This window comes from Streptomyces sp. NPDC008121, from assembly GCF_042957155.1.
GTDB lineage: Bacteria > Actinomycetota > Actinomycetes > Streptomycetales > Streptomycetaceae > Streptomyces.
Genome location: NZ_JBIBHT010000003.1, coordinates 830,959 through 845,165 on the forward strand (window position 1 = coordinate 830,959; position 14,207 = coordinate 845,165).

At 72.4% G+C, this 14,207-nt stretch carries 16 protein-coding genes; 11 read left to right on the forward strand and 5 right to left on the reverse strand.

All coding sequences use genetic code 11. The features are described from left to right. Positions 1-3: 3 nt before the first annotated feature. Complete coding sequence (locus tag ACFZBD_RS13795) at positions 4-1,440, forward strand: aldehyde dehydrogenase family protein (RefSeq protein WP_391139549.1); 1,437 nt, start codon at positions 4-6, stop codon at positions 1,438-1,440. Beyond that, the gene (locus ACFZBD_RS13800; RefSeq protein ID WP_391139550.1) at positions 1,433-2,323 is read left to right on the forward strand and encodes an aldehyde dehydrogenase family protein; all 891 of its coding nucleotides are present in this window, start codon (positions 1,433-1,435) and stop codon (positions 2,321-2,323) included. Before ACFZBD_RS13795 ends, ACFZBD_RS13800 begins: the two co-directional genes overlap by 8 nt. Before the next feature lie 83 nt (positions 2,324-2,406). Here ACFZBD_RS13800 and ACFZBD_RS13805 read toward each other — a convergent pair whose 3' ends face one another. After that, on the reverse strand, positions 2,407-2,814 hold the full coding sequence (locus ACFZBD_RS13805) for a hypothetical protein (protein WP_391139551.1): 408 nt from the start codon (positions 2,812-2,814) through the stop codon (positions 2,407-2,409). A 120-nt stretch (positions 2,815-2,934) separates the two neighbouring features. Here ACFZBD_RS13805 and ACFZBD_RS13810 point away from each other — a divergent pair, with 120 nt between their 5' ends. After that, complete coding sequence (locus ACFZBD_RS13810) at positions 2,935-3,567, forward strand: uridine kinase (RefSeq protein WP_391139552.1); 633 nt, start codon at positions 2,935-2,937, stop codon at positions 3,565-3,567. Between the two features lie 121 nt (positions 3,568-3,688). Here the strand turns inward: ACFZBD_RS13810 and ACFZBD_RS13815 are convergent, their stop codons facing one another. Continuing rightward, the gene (locus tag ACFZBD_RS13815) at positions 3,689-4,411 is read right to left on the reverse strand and encodes a SigE family RNA polymerase sigma factor (protein WP_391139553.1); all 723 of its coding nucleotides are present in this window, start codon (positions 4,409-4,411) and stop codon (positions 3,689-3,691) included. 159 nt (positions 4,412-4,570) lie between these two features. Between ACFZBD_RS13815 and afsQ1 the strand changes: the two genes are divergently transcribed. The 5 genes from afsQ1 (at position 4,571) to ACFZBD_RS13840 (ending at position 8,331) form a co-directional block, all read left to right on the forward strand. Continuing rightward, positions 4,571-5,248, forward strand: coding sequence for a two-component system response regulator AfsQ1 (afsQ1, locus tag ACFZBD_RS13820; protein WP_175439295.1), 678 nt, complete (start codon positions 4,571-4,573; stop codon positions 5,246-5,248). Positions 5,249-5,256: 8 nt separating this feature from the next. Continuing rightward, entirely contained in the window at positions 5,257-6,732 is a 1,476-nt protein-coding gene (locus tag ACFZBD_RS13825; protein ID WP_391139691.1) for an ATP-binding protein, read from the forward strand. Beyond that, the gene (locus tag ACFZBD_RS13830; protein ID WP_391139554.1) at positions 6,729-7,370 is read left to right on the forward strand and encodes a hypothetical protein; all 642 of its coding nucleotides are present in this window, start codon (positions 6,729-6,731) and stop codon (positions 7,368-7,370) included. The genes ACFZBD_RS13825 and ACFZBD_RS13830 overlap by 4 nt, the downstream gene beginning before the upstream one ends. Before the next feature lie 130 nt (positions 7,371-7,500). After that, positions 7,501-8,037 (forward strand): VanZ family protein, encoded by a 537-nt coding sequence (locus ACFZBD_RS13835; protein WP_391139555.1) that lies wholly within the window; start codon positions 7,501-7,503, stop codon positions 8,035-8,037. Between the two features lie 93 nt (positions 8,038-8,130). Continuing rightward, a complete protein-coding gene (locus ACFZBD_RS13840; protein WP_391139556.1) occupies positions 8,131-8,331 on the forward strand; it encodes a PspC domain-containing protein in 201 nt (66 codons plus the stop codon). Positions 8,332-8,410: 79 nt separating this feature from the next. Here the strand turns inward: ACFZBD_RS13840 and ACFZBD_RS13845 are convergent, their stop codons facing one another. Beyond that, positions 8,411-8,776, reverse strand: a complete 366-nt coding sequence (locus ACFZBD_RS13845; protein ID WP_391139557.1) for a hypothetical protein — start codon at positions 8,774-8,776, stop codon at positions 8,411-8,413. Between the two features lie 162 nt (positions 8,777-8,938). Then, positions 8,939-10,093: an adenosine deaminase gene (locus ACFZBD_RS13850; protein ID WP_391139558.1), complete on the reverse strand. Its 1,155-nt coding sequence runs from the start codon at positions 10,091-10,093 to the stop codon at positions 8,939-8,941. 129 nt (positions 10,094-10,222) lie between these two features. Between ACFZBD_RS13850 and ACFZBD_RS13855 the strand changes: the two genes are divergently transcribed. After that, positions 10,223-10,990 (forward strand): alpha/beta hydrolase, encoded by a 768-nt coding sequence (locus tag ACFZBD_RS13855; protein WP_391139559.1) that lies wholly within the window; start codon positions 10,223-10,225, stop codon positions 10,988-10,990. A 94-nt stretch (positions 10,991-11,084) separates the two neighbouring features. Here the strand turns inward: ACFZBD_RS13855 and ACFZBD_RS13860 are convergent, their stop codons facing one another. Next, a complete protein-coding gene (locus ACFZBD_RS13860) occupies positions 11,085-12,056 on the reverse strand; it encodes a LysR substrate-binding domain-containing protein (protein WP_391139560.1) in 972 nt (323 codons plus the stop codon). A gap of 62 nt (positions 12,057-12,118) precedes the next feature. Between ACFZBD_RS13860 and ACFZBD_RS13865 the strand changes: the two genes are divergently transcribed. Together ACFZBD_RS13865 and ACFZBD_RS13870 are read left to right on the forward strand one after the other, a co-directional pair. Beyond that, a complete protein-coding gene (locus ACFZBD_RS13865; RefSeq protein WP_391139561.1) occupies positions 12,119-13,393 on the forward strand; it encodes an MFS transporter in 1,275 nt (424 codons plus the stop codon). Positions 13,394-13,470: 77 nt separating this feature from the next. Next, positions 13,471-14,166 (forward strand): L,D-transpeptidase family protein, encoded by a 696-nt coding sequence (locus ACFZBD_RS13870; protein WP_391139562.1) that lies wholly within the window; start codon positions 13,471-13,473, stop codon positions 14,164-14,166. Positions 14,167-14,207: the final 41 nt, after the last annotated feature.

A 14,207-nucleotide genomic window follows, 5' to 3' on the forward strand; every position in this document is an offset into this window, starting at 1 on the left:
ATCATGGCATCTGTATTCGAGTACGCCCCGGCGCCCGAGTCGCGCTCGGTCGTCGACATCGCCCCGTCGTACGGCCTGTTCATCGACGGCGAGTTCGTCGAGGCGGCCGAGGGCAAGGTCTTCAAGACCGTCTCGCCCTCCTCCGAGGAGGTCCTCGCCGAGGTCGCCCAGGCGGGCGCCGAGGACGTCGACCGCGCGGTGAAGGCGGCCAGGAAGGCGTTCGAGAAGTGGTCGGCGCTGCCCGGCTCCGAGCGCGCCAAGTACCTCTTCCGCATCGCCCGGATCATCCAGGAGCGCAGCCGTGAGCTGGCCGTCCTGGAGACCCTGGACAACGGCAAGCCGATCCGGGAGACCCGCGACGCGGACCTCCCGCTCGTCGCCGCGCACTTCTTCTACTACGCCGGCTGGGCCGACAAGCTCGACCACGCCGGCTACGGCGCGAACCCCCGCCCGCTGGGCGTGGCCGGCCAGGTCATCCCGTGGAACTTCCCGCTGCTGATGCTGGCGTGGAAGATCGCCCCGGCCCTGGCCACCGGCAACACCGTCGTCCTGAAGCCCGCCGAGACCACCCCGCTCTCCGCCCTGTTCTTCGCGGACATCTGCCGCCAGGCGGGGCTGCCCAAGGGTGTCGTCAACATCCTCACCGGCTACGGCGACACCGGCGCCGCGCTCGTCGAGCACCCGGACGTGAACAAGGTCGCCTTCACCGGCTCCACCGCGGTCGGCAAGGCCATCGCCCGTTCGGTCGCCGGCACCCGCAAGAAGCTGACGCTGGAGCTGGGCGGCAAGGGCGCGAACATCGTCTTCGACGACGCGCCCATCGACCAGGCCGTCGAGGGCATCGTCACCGGCATCTTCTTCAACCAGGGCCAGGTCTGCTGCGCGGGTTCGCGCCTGCTGGTCCAGGAGTCGATCCAGGACGAGCTGCTCGACTCGCTCAAGCGGCGCCTGTCGACGCTGCGTCTCGGCGACCCGCTGGACAAGAACACCGACATCGGCGCGATCAACTCCGCCGAGCAGCTGTCCCGGATCACCACGCTGGTGGAGAAGGGCGAGTCGGAGGGCGCCGAGCGCTGGTCGCCGTCCTGCGAACTGCCCGCGTCCGGGTACTGGTTCGCCCCGACGCTCTTCACCAACGTCACGCAGGCGCACACCATCGCCCGCGACGAGATCTTCGGCCCGGTGCTCTCCGTGCTGACGTTCCGTACGCCGGACGAGGCGGTCGCCAAGGCCAACAACAGCCAGTACGGCCTGTCGGCGGGCATCTGGACGGAGAAGGGCTCGCGGATCCTGGCCGTGGCCGGCAAGCTCCGCGCCGGTGTCGTCTGGGCCAACACGTTCAACAAGTTCGACCCGACCTCGCCCTTCGGCGGCTACAAGGAGTCGGGCTTCGGCCGCGAGGGCGGTCGCCACGGCCTGGAGGCGTACCTCGATGTCTGATGAGAACCGTCTGAGCGTCTTCAAGACCTACAAGCTGTACGTCGGGGGCAAGTTCCCCCGCAGCGAGAGCGGCCGGGTGTACGAAGTGCAGGACCACAAGGGCAAGTGGCTGGCGAACGCGCCGCTCTCCTCCCGCAAGGACGCCCGTGACGCCGTCGTGGCGGCGCGCAAGGCGTTCGGCGGCTGGTCCGGCGCGACGGCGTACAACCGCGGCCAGATCCTCTACCGCGTCGCCGAGATGCTGGAGGGCCGCAAGAGCCAGTTCGTGCGCGAGGTCGCGCAGGCCGAGGGCCTGTCCAAGTCCAAGGCGGCTGAGATCGTCGAGGCGGCCGTGGACCGCTGGGTCTGGTACGCCGGCTGGACGGACAAGATCGGCCAGGTCGTGGGCGGGGCGAACCCGGTCGCGGGTCCGTTCTTCAACCTCTCCACCCCGGAGCCGACCGGTGTCGTCACCGTCGTGGCGCCCCAGGACTCCTCGTTCCTCGGCCTGGTGTCGGTGATCGCCCCGGTGATCGCGACCGGCAACACCGCGGTCGTGATCGCGAGCGAGAAGGCCCCGCTGCCGGCCCTGTCCCTGGGCGAGGTGCTCGCCACCTCCGACCTTCCGGGCGGCGTCGTCAACATCCTCTCCGGCAAGGCGTCGGAGATGGGCCCGCACCTCGCGGCGCACCAGGACGTCAACGCCATCGACCTGACCGGCGCGGACGCGGACCTCGCGCGCGAGCTGGAGATCGCGGCGGCGGACAACCTCAAGCGCGTCCTGCGCCCGCGGGCGACGGACTTCACGCGGCCCCAGGGCACGGAGCGGCTGACCGCCTTCCTGGAGACGAAGACGGTGTGGCACCCGACGGGTTCACTGGGCGCCTCGGGCTCCTCGTACTGACACACCGAGCACCACCGCACGACGGCCCCCGGGGAACCGACCCCGGGGGCCGTCGCGCGCGTTCCGTACGGAACCGGGCGTCGCTACCGGGGCAGCAGAGTCTTCACCGCCTCGCCGGCCACGGGCAGATCGGCCAGCGCCCCGCCCTTCGTGACGGGGTCGGTCACCAGGTTCGTGCCCACCGGGCGGAAGTCCGCGACCTGGGTGCCCACGCCGTTGGCGAGGGGGTCGACGCCGGTGTTGGCCAGCGGGTCGAGCTGCAGCTCCGTCAGGGGGCCGACGCCGTGGCCGACGGCACCGAGGACGCCCGCCCCGGCGGCCGCCGCGTCCGAGCCGACGACCGAGTCGACCGGCAGCGGCGCCGGGGCGGACGGGGCCGCCTGGGCGGCGGCGCCCAGCCCGAGGACCGCCGCCCCCGCGGCCGTGACGGTCAGCCCGGCCTTCGACCAGGCACCGCGGCGAGAGGTCCCGGATGCTGCGTGACGCGCCATGAAAAGTCCTCCGACTTCGAGTAACCACGAAGGCACCGAGAGTAGTGGCGCCGTGATGCGCGCACCAACGTCCTCCCGGGTGGGTCCGCTCCCCCGGGTGATGCCTCACACTGGTGTCCCGTGAGTTCCCCTTCGCTTGTGACCCGTGTCGTCCTGCTCGCGGGCCCTTCCGGCTCCGGCAAGTCGTCCCTCGCCGCCGCCGCCGGCCTCCCCGTCCTGCGCCTCGACGACTTCTACAAAGAAGCCGACGACCCGACGCTCCCGCTGGTGGCGGGCAGCGCCGACATCGACTGGGACTCGCCGCTGTCCTGGGACGCGGACACCGCCGTCGCGGCGATCCTGGACCTGTGCCGGTCGGGCCGTACGGACGTTCCGGTGTACGACCTCGCCACCAGCGCACGCGTGGACCACGAGCTGCTGGACATCGGGCGGACCCCGCTCTTCGTCGCGGAGGGCATCTTCGCCGCCGAGATCGTGGCGCGCTGCGCGGACCTCGGCGTGCTCGCCGACGCGCTGTGCCTGCGCGGCCGGCCCTCGACGACGTTCCGCCGCCGGCTCGTCCGCGACCTCAGGGAAGGCCGCAAGTCGGTCCCGTTCCTGCTGCGCCGCGGCTGGCGCCTGATGCGGGCGGAACGCTCCATCGTGGCCCGCCAGACCGCGCTGGGCGCCCACCCCTGTGCCAAGCAGGAGGCCTTGGGGCGTCTCGCCGCCGCGGCGGCGGGCCGCCACCGCGCCCCGGCCGCCTCGCACTGACGGGGACGACACGACGCGGGCCGTACAAGCCCCCCCGGCTTGTCCGACCCGCGCCTTTTCCCCCGTGCCCCGTACCCCCCGTACGGGCCCCCGTGTCTCCCCCGTGGTTCCCCCCGTTCCTTCAGGCCACCAGCTCGCCGAAGGACTCCTCCTCGTCACGGCCGAAGCTGAGGACCTCGTCCTCGCGCAGCCGGCGCAGGGAGCGCCAGATGCTCGACTTCACCGTGCCGACACTGATGTCCAGGATCTCCGCGATCTCCGGATCCGTACGGCCCTCGTAGTAGCGCAGCACCAGCATCGTGCGCTGGAGCTCGGGCAGCCGGGCCAGGGCCTGCCACAGGACCGCCCGCAGCTCGGTGCCGCGCATCGCGTCCGTGTCGCCCGCCGTCTCCGGCAGCTCCTCGGTCGGGTACTCGTTGAGCTTGCGGCGGCGCCAGGCGCTGATGTGCAGGTTCGTCATGGTGCGGCGCAGATAGCCGCCGACCGCCGCCTTGTCGCTGATCCGCTCCCACGCCCGGTACGTCGAGAAGAGCGCGCTCTGGAGCAGGTCCTCGGCCTCGAAGCGGTCACCGGTGAGGTGGTAGGCGGTGGCGTACAGGGAGGCTCGGCGTTCCTGTACGTAGGCGGTGAACTCCGCCTCCGACAGGGACGTCCGCTCCCCCGTGCCCTCCCTGTACGCCGCTCCCCCGTCAGCCACGGCGACCATATACGGCGCCTTGTGCTGACGTCCGGCGCTGCGAACGCACCCCCGTCCGTTCACCCCGCCGGACTTCTCGGTGCTCCGCACGACGTCGTGGAGACGCGTGACAACTGCGTTCGAGGTGGTGCTGTGCAGTGCGTTCATCTCACGCCCCCCGTCGGTTGGAGTCGGCTTCGGTCCGTGTGCCAAGAAGCTTGCCGCCCGCACTTCATCGCGGTGTCCGTCGACTGTCACAGCCGTGTCACAGGGGGCGGTGACGCCGCGCAGTCGAACTCCGAGGGCCGCATGGGACAGAATGGCGCCGTGCCTTTCCTGTTGCTGATCGAGGACGACGACGCCATCCGCACGGCCCTCGAGCTCTCCCTGTCTCGCCAGGGCCACCGAGTGGCCACCGCGGCGACGGGCGAGGACGGCCTGAAACTGCTGCGCGAGCAGCGGCCCGACCTGGTCGTGCTGGACGTGATGCTGCCCGGGATCGACGGCTTCGAGGTGTGCCGGCGCATCCGGCGCACCGACCAGCTGCCGATCATCCTGCTGACCGCGCGCAGCGACGACATCGACGTCGTCGTGGGTCTGGAGTCCGGGGCCGACGACTATGTCGTCAAGCCGGTCCAGGGCCGGGTGCTCGACGCCCGGATCCGTGCCGTACTGCGGCGGGGCGAGCGGGAGTCCACGGACTCGGCCACGTTCGGTTCGCTCGTCATCGACCGTTCGGCCATGACCGTGACCAAGAACGGGGAGGACCTGCAGCTCACGCCGACCGAACTGCGGCTGCTCCTCGAACTGAGCCGGCGGCCCGGCCAGGCCCTCTCCCGCCAGCAGTTGCTGCGCCTGGTGTGGGAGCACGACTATCTGGGCGACTCGCGTCTGGTGGACGCCTGTGTCCAGCGGCTGCGCGCCAAGGTGGAGGACGTGCCGTCCTCCCCGACCCTGATCCGTACGGTGCGGGGCGTCGGTTACCGACTGGACGTCCCTGCGTGAGAAAGGGGATGTTCGCGGGCCTGCGCTTCACCAGCCTGCGGCTGCGGCTGGTCGTCGTCTTCGCGCTGGTGGCGCTCACCGCCGCCGCGTCCGCGTCCGGCATCGCGTACTGGCTGAACCGCGAGGCGGTCCTCACCCGCACCCAGGACGGGGCGCTGAACGACTTCCGGCAGGAGATGCAGAACCGGGCCGCGACGCTGCCCCTGCACCCCACCGAGGAGGAACTGCGCGGCGCGGCCGAGCAGATGGCGAGCGGCAGCGCCGGGTACAGCGTGCTGCTGCTCGGGGAGCGGGACGAGGGCAAGCCGATCATCGGGGCCTCGAACCCGGACACCTTCACCCTCGCGGACGTGCCGTCCGCGCTGCGCGCGCAGGTGGAGAAGCGGCGGCCCGTCACGGACGCCAACCCGTATCCGTACCACCTGTTCTGGCAGCGCACCCAGCGCGGCGGGACGCCGTACCTGGTGGGCGGGGCGAAGGTCGACGGCGGTGGTCCGACGGGGTACATGTTCAAGTCCCTGGAGGCCGAGCGGGCCGACCTGAACTCGCTCGCCTGGTCGCTGGGGATCGCCACCACGCTCGCCCTGATCGGCTCGGCGCTGCTCGCGCAGGCCGCCGCCACGACCGTGCTGCGGCCGGTGCACCGGCTCGGCGAGGCCGCCCGGCAGCTGGGCGAGGGGAAGCTCGACACCCGGCTGCGGGTCTCCGGGACGGACGAACTGGCCGATCTGTCACGGACGTTCAACGGCGCGGCGGAGTCCCTGCAGAAACGGGTGGCGGACATGAGCGCCCGGGAGGAGTCCAGCCGGCGCTTCGTCGCCGACATGTCGCACGAGCTGCGCACGCCGCTGACGGCGCTGACCGCCGTGACGGAGGTCCTGGAGGACGAGCAGGACTCCCTGGACCCGATGATCGCGCCGGCCGTGGCGCTGGTGGTCAGCGAGACGCGCCGGCTGAACGACCTGGTCGAGAACCTGATGGAGGTGACCCGCTTCGACGCGGGCACGGCCCGGCTCGTCCTGGACGACGTCGACGTCGCCGACCAGGTCACCGCGTGCATCGACGCGCGGGCCTGGCTGGACGCGGTGGAGCTGGACGCCGAGCGGGGCATCATGGCGCGGCTCGACCCGCGCCGGCTCGACGTGATCCTGGCCAACCTCATCGGCAACGCGCTCAAGCACGGCGGGTCGCCGGTGCGGGTGGCGATCCGCATGGAGGACGACACGTTGGTGATCGAGGTGCGCGACCACGGCCCGGGCATCCCCGAGGAGGTCCTGCCGCACGTCTTCGACCGGTTCTACAAGGCGAGCGCCTCCCGGCCCCGGTCGGAGGGCAGCGGTCTCGGCCTGTCGATCGCACGGGAGAACGCGCTGATCCACGGCGGTTCGATCACGGCCGCGAACTCGCCCGACGGCGACGGGGCGGTGTTCGTGCTGCGGCTGCCGAGCCAGAGCGAGCCCGGAGAAGAGGGTGGGGAGCGGTGAGCCGGCTTCGGCGTACGGGAAGGGGCCGCCGCGGCGCGGTGGGCGCGGGCGTCGTCGCCGCGCTGGCGGTGCTGCTCTCGGGGTGCGGGATCAGGACGACGTCGGTGCCCGTGGACGCGGGCCACGCCCCGTCGCGGGTGCCGTGCAGCGTGCCGGAGGAGGACGCGGCCCCGGGGGCGGCGGGCGTCCCGGTCCGGGTCTTCCTGGTGTGCGGTTCGCAGTTGGAGGCGGTGGAGCGCCAGTCCCCGCTGCCGGAGGAGAAGGCGAGCGCCGACGCGGTGCGCAGGGCGTCGGCGCTGCTGGCGCAGTTGGGCACCGAGCCGTCGCAGAGCGAGCGGCAGGCCGGGTTCACCACGGCCGTGAAGGGGCCGCTGGCGGTCTCCGGCGGGCACCGGGGCGATCCGGCGGGCACGCTGCGGCTGAGCAGGCAGCCGGAGGACCTGGCGCCGACCGCGCTGTCGCAGATCGTCTGCACCTTCGCGCTGGGCGCGGCGGGTGCGGAGCCGAGCGCGGACTCGGTCGTCCTGGGCGGCCCGGGCGGTTATCCGCCGCGCCGCTACCGCTGTACGACCGAGCTGCGGGAACGCCCGGAATCGGCGGCCCCGACGGCGGGCCTGGTGACACCCCCGGCGGCCTGAGGCCCACGGGGCCGGCGGGCGGGCGGGGCGGGGTGTTCCGCGTCGCGGCGGAACCGATTCCGGCTCGGGGCGCGTCTTGGGGGGCGTGCAGCGTCAAGGTTCAGGCGGCAGTGCCGCCGTGGTCGTCCGTGTGGCGGGGTTCGTTCTCCTCCTCACGCATCTGCTGCTCGTCGCCTGGGTCTCGCTCCGACCACTCGACGTGCCCTGGGTGACCGCGCCGAACCTGACCCCGCTCGCCGGTATCAAGGGGGATCTGGCGCTCGGCCCGGCCCAGGCGGCCCGCCGCATCGGCGAGGGGTTGCTGCTCCTGGCCCCGCTCGGGGTGCTGCTGCCGATGGCCGAGGGACGCCTGCACGTATCCCCCTGGGCGTCGCTGGCCCGTACGGTCGCGGCCGGGACGCTGATCTCCCTCGCCGTCGAACTGCTGCAGACCGCCGTGCCGGGCCAGGTCGTGGACATCGACGCGCTGCTGCTCAACGGCGCCGGGGTCGCCCTGGCCCATCTGCTCGTGGTGCCCGCAGGGCGGGCGCGGCTGCGCCGCGGGGAGGACGCGGGGCGGGGCAGGTCCTCCTCGGGGAGGACGGCCCGCAGGGGTCCGGCCCGGTCGAGGGACGAGGGCTCTCAGGGAGCGACCCCGACGATTCCCAGGGTCGGGATCGCCCCGTAGACCGACGTTTTATCCCCCGTTCGGGGGCGAGTATGGAGTCACCGGGAGCCCGACGAAGCGGCTCCCGGGACACGCCTCTCGAAGGAGCACACCATGGCCGCACTTGCCCGCCCCCGTGACGGACGCATGATCGGCGGAGTGTGCGCAGCGCTGGCACGGCGCTTCGGCACCTCGGCGAACACCATGCGGGTCATCTTCCTCGTCTCCTGCCTGCTCCCCGGCCCCCAGATCCTGATCTATCTGGCGCTGTGGCTGTTCCTGCCGGCGGAGAAGCCGGCGGGCACCGCCTGGTAAGGCCGGCCGGCGACGCGCGAACGCCGATGGGGCGCCCTCCCGGTGCGGGTGGGCGCCCCATCGGCGCGTACGGCGTGGATCAGCCGAGGGGGAGGCCGTTGAGCGGCAGGCCGCCGAGGAGGCCGGTGACCGCGCTGCCGCCGAGCGCGCTGGTCACACCGTCGACCGGGACGCTCTTGGTGGCCTGGTCGGCGGTGGCGGGGAGGGTCTTGACGCCCTGGTCGACGCCGGTGCCCAGGGCGCCCTGGGCGCCGGTGAGGGACTCGGTCGCGCCGTCGGGGAGCTCGGTGAGGCCGTCGCCCAGCGGCACGGTCTGGGTGACCAGGCCGAGCGCGTCGGGGACGGCGGGCGCGGCCGGGGCCGCGGTGGCCGTGCCGGCGGCGGCAGCGGCGAAAGCGGCACCGAGAGCGGCGACACCGAGCTTCTTGGCGGCAGACTGCTTCATCAGAAAATCATCCTCTGAGGATCTTTGAGCTGCGGGAAAGCAGGAATTCGGGGAATGCAGGGCGGCTTTGCAAACTAGCCAGCAATGGACGCTCCCGCAAACACCGAAAAGCGGCCGGGTGCGTGTCTCCCGGCCGCATCAAGCCTTTTTTCCCGCCGCCCGTCAGTCGCTCTGGCGGGAAGAGTCGCTGGTGGTGACGGTCTGCTGGAACAGCCATTCGGACTTCAGCTCGGCATAACCCGGCTTGATCACGTCGTTGATCATCGCGAGCCGTTCATCGAAAGGAATGAACGCTGATTTCATCGCATTGACCGTGAACCACGCCATGTCGTCGAGCGTATAAGCGAACGCATCGATCAGCAGCTCGAATTCCCGGCTCATGCTCGTGCCGCTCATCAGCCGGTTGTCGGTGTTGACCGTGGTCCGGAAGTGGAGCTTGCGGAGCAGGCCGATCGGGTGCTCGGCGATGGAGGCGGCCGCGCCGGTCTGCAGATTGGAGGTCGGGCACATCTCCAGCGGGATCCGCTTGTCGCGGACGTACGCGGCGAGGCGGCCGAGGGTCACCGAGCCGTCGTCGGACACCTCGATGTCGTCGATGATGCGGACGCCGTGGCCCAGCCGGTCGGCGCCGCACCACTGCAGCGCCTGCCAGATGGACGGCAGGCCGAAGGCCTCGCCGGCGTGGATGGTGAAGTGGTTGTTCTCCCGCTTCAGGTACTCGAAGGCGTCGAGGTGGCGGGTGGGCGGGAAGCCGGCCTCGGCGCCCGCGATGTCGAAGCCGACGACGCCGGCGTCGCGGTAGCGATTGGCCAGTTCGGCGATCTCCAGGGCGCGGGCCGCGTGCCGCATGGCGGTCAGCAGGGCGCCGACGCGGATGCGGTGGCCGTCGGCCCGCGCCTGGCGCTCGCCCTCGCGGAAGCCTTCGTTGACGGCCTCGACGACCTCTTCGAGGGTGAGTCCGGCTTCCAGGTGCTGCTCGGGGGCGTACCGCACCTCGGCGTAGACGACTCCGTCCTCGGCGAGGTCCACCGCGCACTCCGCGGCGACGCGCACCAGCGCCTCGCGGGTCTGCATGACGGCGCAGGTGTGCGCGAAGGTCTCCAGATAGCGCTCCAGCGAACCGGAGTCGGCGGCCTCGCGGAACCAGATGCCGAGCTTGTCGGGCTCGTTCTCGGGCAGGCCGTCATAGCCCTGGGCGGCGGCGAGTTCGATGATCGTGCCGGGGCGCAGTCCACCGTCGAGGTGGTCGTGCAGGAGCACCTTCGGGGCCCGGCGGATCTGTTCCTTGGTGGGCAGGTTGGGGGTCTGGCTCGTCATTGCGGCACTCTAGCGCCTACGCGCGTAGAGCGCGCCCTGTCCGATCGCCTGTCGACGCGTTCCCGTCGATACGTAACAGTGACCGCGCGTACGGCTGGCGTACACGTCGACTTCTGAGACTGTTCTGCCATGGCGCACTCCGCACTCGTAGGGACTGCCGACGGCCGGACACCCCGGCTCGGGCGGCCGGTCGGCGCATCGCACCCCCTCCCGGCGGTGGGCGGTGTGGTCCTGCTGCTGCCCGACGGGGAGGTGGCGTCCGGGCGGCGCGCCTCGCTCCGCACGCATCTGGCGGCGCTGCCGCTGGGGCGGCGGCTGGCCGCCGCGGGGCGCGAGGAGGGCCTGGTGGCGCACGTGGTGCGTTACCGGGGGCGGGGCTGGAACGGCTCGGACGGACAGCTGGCCGCCGACGCGACCTGGGCGGTGTCGGAGGCGGTACGGCGCTACGGCGACGTCCCGGTCTGCCTGGCCGGCCACGGCATGGGCGCCCGGGCGGCGCTGCGGGCGGCCGGGCACACGGCGGTCGACTGCGTCCTGGCCCTCGCGCCCTGGCTGCCGGAGGACGACGTGGCGGCGGAGCCGGAGCCGGTGCGGCAACTGGTGGGGCGCCGGGTGCTCGTGGTGCACGGGACCAACGACGCGCGGACGGATCCGGAGCTGTCGTACCGGCTCGCCGAGCGGGCGAAGAAGTCCAACCGCGACACCTGCCGCTTCGAGGTCCACTCGGACGGTCACGCGCTGCGCCAGTACGGTGCCGAAGTCCGCGCGCTGGCCTGCGACTTCGTCCTCGGTTCGCTCTTCTCCCGCCCGTACGCCCGGCCGCTGGCCGACGCGATGGCCGCACCACCGCCGCTGGGGCTGCGCATGCCGCTGGCGGCCGGCTTCGGAGGCTCGTGAGCCGCGGAGCACGTTCCGGGCTCCGCCCGGCGGTCACACGGCCGACGGCGCCGGCCCGGGGCTCCGGATTCCGCCGGGCGGTCACACCGGCCCGTCACTCCGGGAGCGCCCGGCCTTCCGGCAGCAGGTGACCCCGCTTGCTCAGCAGGAACTTCTTGAAGGCGGCCACCGGCGCGGTGTCCGGGTGGCCGTCGAGCCAGGCGACGCCGATCTCGCGGACGGCGCGCGGGGCGGTGACGGTGAGCTCGACGACGCCCGGTCGGGCGACCGCCGGCGGGGGCAGCAGGGCGACGCCGAGACCGGCCGCGACCAGACCGCGCAGGGTCTCGGCCTCCTCCCCCTCGAAGGCGACCCGGGGCGTGAACCCGGCCTCGGCGCACAGGTCGTCGGTGATGCGGCGCAGGCCGTAGCCGGGCTCCAGGGTCACGAAGGTCTCGTCGGCGGCCTCCGCGAGGCGGACGCGCTTGCGGGAGGCCAGCCGGTGGTCGTCGGGGACCACCAGGCGCAGGCGCTGCTCGTCGATCCGCCGGGCGACCAGGTCGGGCGCGTCCGGGACCGGGGAGGTCAGGCACAGGTCGAGCTCGCCCGCCCGCAGGCGTTCGATCATCGCCTCGCCGTAGTTCTGCACCAGCGTGAAGCGGACCTTGGGGTGGCCGACCCGGAAGGCCCGGATCAGCCCCGGCACCGTCTCCGAGCCCATCGTGTGCAGGAAGCCGAAGGCGACGCGCCCCGCGGTGGGGTCGGCGTCCGCCCGTACGGAGTCCGCCGCCCGCTCCACCTCCGCGAGCGCCCGTTCCGCCGAGGCGAGGAAGGTCCGGCCCGCCGGGGTCAGCGAGACCGTGCGGCCCTTGCGGGCGAACAACGCGACCCCGAGGTCCCCTTCGAGCCGGACCATCGCCCGGGAGAGCGTCGACTGGGGCACCCCCATCTCGGCCGCCGCCCTGGTCACATGCTCGTGCCGGGCCACCGCCGCGAAGTACGCGAGCCGGGGCGCGAGCAGCAGCCCCATGTCTTCTTCGTAACTACTCGGTGACAGCCGACCCTGTGACCTGTACTCATGCGCCATGGGAACGATTACAGCAGTTCCATGCATTGGACGCATCAAGCGGAGCGCCCTACGTTCGAGGTATGCCTTCCGCCAGTACCAAGGCGGCCGCCACCAGCACGGCCGCCGACACCCGCCTCGCCCCCGGTGCCCCCGGCTACCGCCGCATGAGCTTCGCCCTCTTCGCCGCCGGACTCGCCGCCTTCGCCCTCCTCTACTCCACCCAGGCCCTCCTCCCCGCGATCTCCGCCGAGTTCGGGGCCACCGCCTCCGCGGCCTCCTGGACCGTCTCCGCCGCCACCGGCGCGCTCGCCCTGCTCGTCCTGCCGATGAGCGCCCTCTCCGAGCGGTTCGGGCGGCGCACGCTGATGACCGCCTCGCTCGCCGTCGCGGTGGCCGTCGGACTGCTCGTCCCCTTCGCCCCGAACCTGGAGTGGCTGATCGCGCTGCGCGCCGTCCAGGGCGCGGCCCTCGCGGGCCTGCCGGCCTCGGCGATGGCGTTCCTGGCCGAGGAGGTCCGGCCGAAGGCGCTGATCGCGGCGATCGGCCTGTTCGTCGCGGGCAACTCCATCGGCGGGATGAGCGGCCGGATCGTCACCGGCTGGGTGGCCCAGATGTGGGGCTGGCGCGCGGGACTGCTCGCGGTCGGTCTGACGGCGGCGGTGTGCGCGGTCGCGTTCCGCCTGCTGCTCCCCCGGGCCCGGCACTTCACCCCCGGATCGCTGAACCCCCGCACTCTGGCCCGGACGGTCCGCACCCACCTCTCCGACCCGCTGCTGATGCGGCTGTACGCGATCGGCGCCCTGTTCATGACGGTGTTCGGCGCGGTCTACACCGTCATCGGCTACCGCCTGGTCGAAGCCCCCTTCTCGCTCCCGCAGGGCGTGATCGGCTCGATCTTCCTGGTCTACCTCGTCGGGACGGTCTCCTCGGCCGCGGCCGGCAAGCTGGTGGCCCGCACGGGGCGGCGCGGCGCGCTCTACCTCGCGGTCGGCACGACGGCGGCCGGGCTGCTGCTGTCGCTGTCCTCCTCGCTCGGCGCCGTCCTGCTCGGCCTGGTCCTGATCACCGCCGGCTTCTTCGCCGGGCACGCGGTCGCCTCCTCCTCGGTGAGCCGGACGGCCACCACGGGCCGCGCGCAGGCCTCGGCGCTCTACCAGTCGGCGTACTACATCGGCAGCAGCGTGGGCGGCACGCTCGGCGCCGTCGCCTTCCACGCCGGCGGCTGGCCCGGCACGGTCCTGCTCGGTCTGGCCGCGGTCCTCGGCGTCGTGTCGATCACCCTCTACGGCAGCCACAGCGCGCGGGTCTCGGCCCGGGCGGAGGCGCGCCGCTTCCAGGTCCGCACGGCCGCCTGAATCGACGCCGTTCCCGTACAACCGCCACGGCCTTCCGTTCGTCCTACGGCATAGGAAACGAAGGGGGAGTGGTGATCATGGGAGCCATACGCAAGCGGGCCGGGATCGTCCTCGGCATCACCTCGATGGTGGTGCCGTTGACGGTCGCCCTCGGAGCCGCACCGGCTCAGGCGGCGTCGTGCGGCGCGACGACGGGGCCGTACCAGAAGCAGGTCGAGCAGTTCCTCGGCCGCCCGGTGGACGGCCGCCAGTCGCGCGCGGACTGTCTGGCCATCCAGGGGTTCCAGCGCAAGCACGGCATCACGCCGACGCAGGGCTACGCGGGCCCGCTGACCTGGCAGACGATGTACACGATGTACACGCAGAAGTGGGCCGGCACCACTCCGAACAAGGCCGGGAAGTGCCCCACCAACCGCGGCCGGATCGCCTGTGTGGACCTGACCCGCCAGCTGAGCTGGATCCAGGACGGCGCGCGGCTGAAGTACGGCCCGGTGCCGGTGCGGACCGGCAGGAACGGCGCCGAGACCCGGACCGGCTCCAAGAAGGTCTACTGGCGCAACATCAACCACTGGTCGACGCTCTACGACGTCTCCATGCCGTACGCGCAGTTCTTCGACGGCGGCCAGGCCTTCCACTCCGTCACCAAGTCGATGTGGAACCCGCCGGGCTCGGCGGGCTGCGTCAACATGCGTCCGGCCGACGCGAAGGCGTACTGGAACCTGCTCAGGAACGGCGACGACGTGTTCGTCTACGGACGCAAGCCGGGAACCTGACCCCCGCTGTCGGTGCGCTGCGGTAACTTCCCCTCACCGGT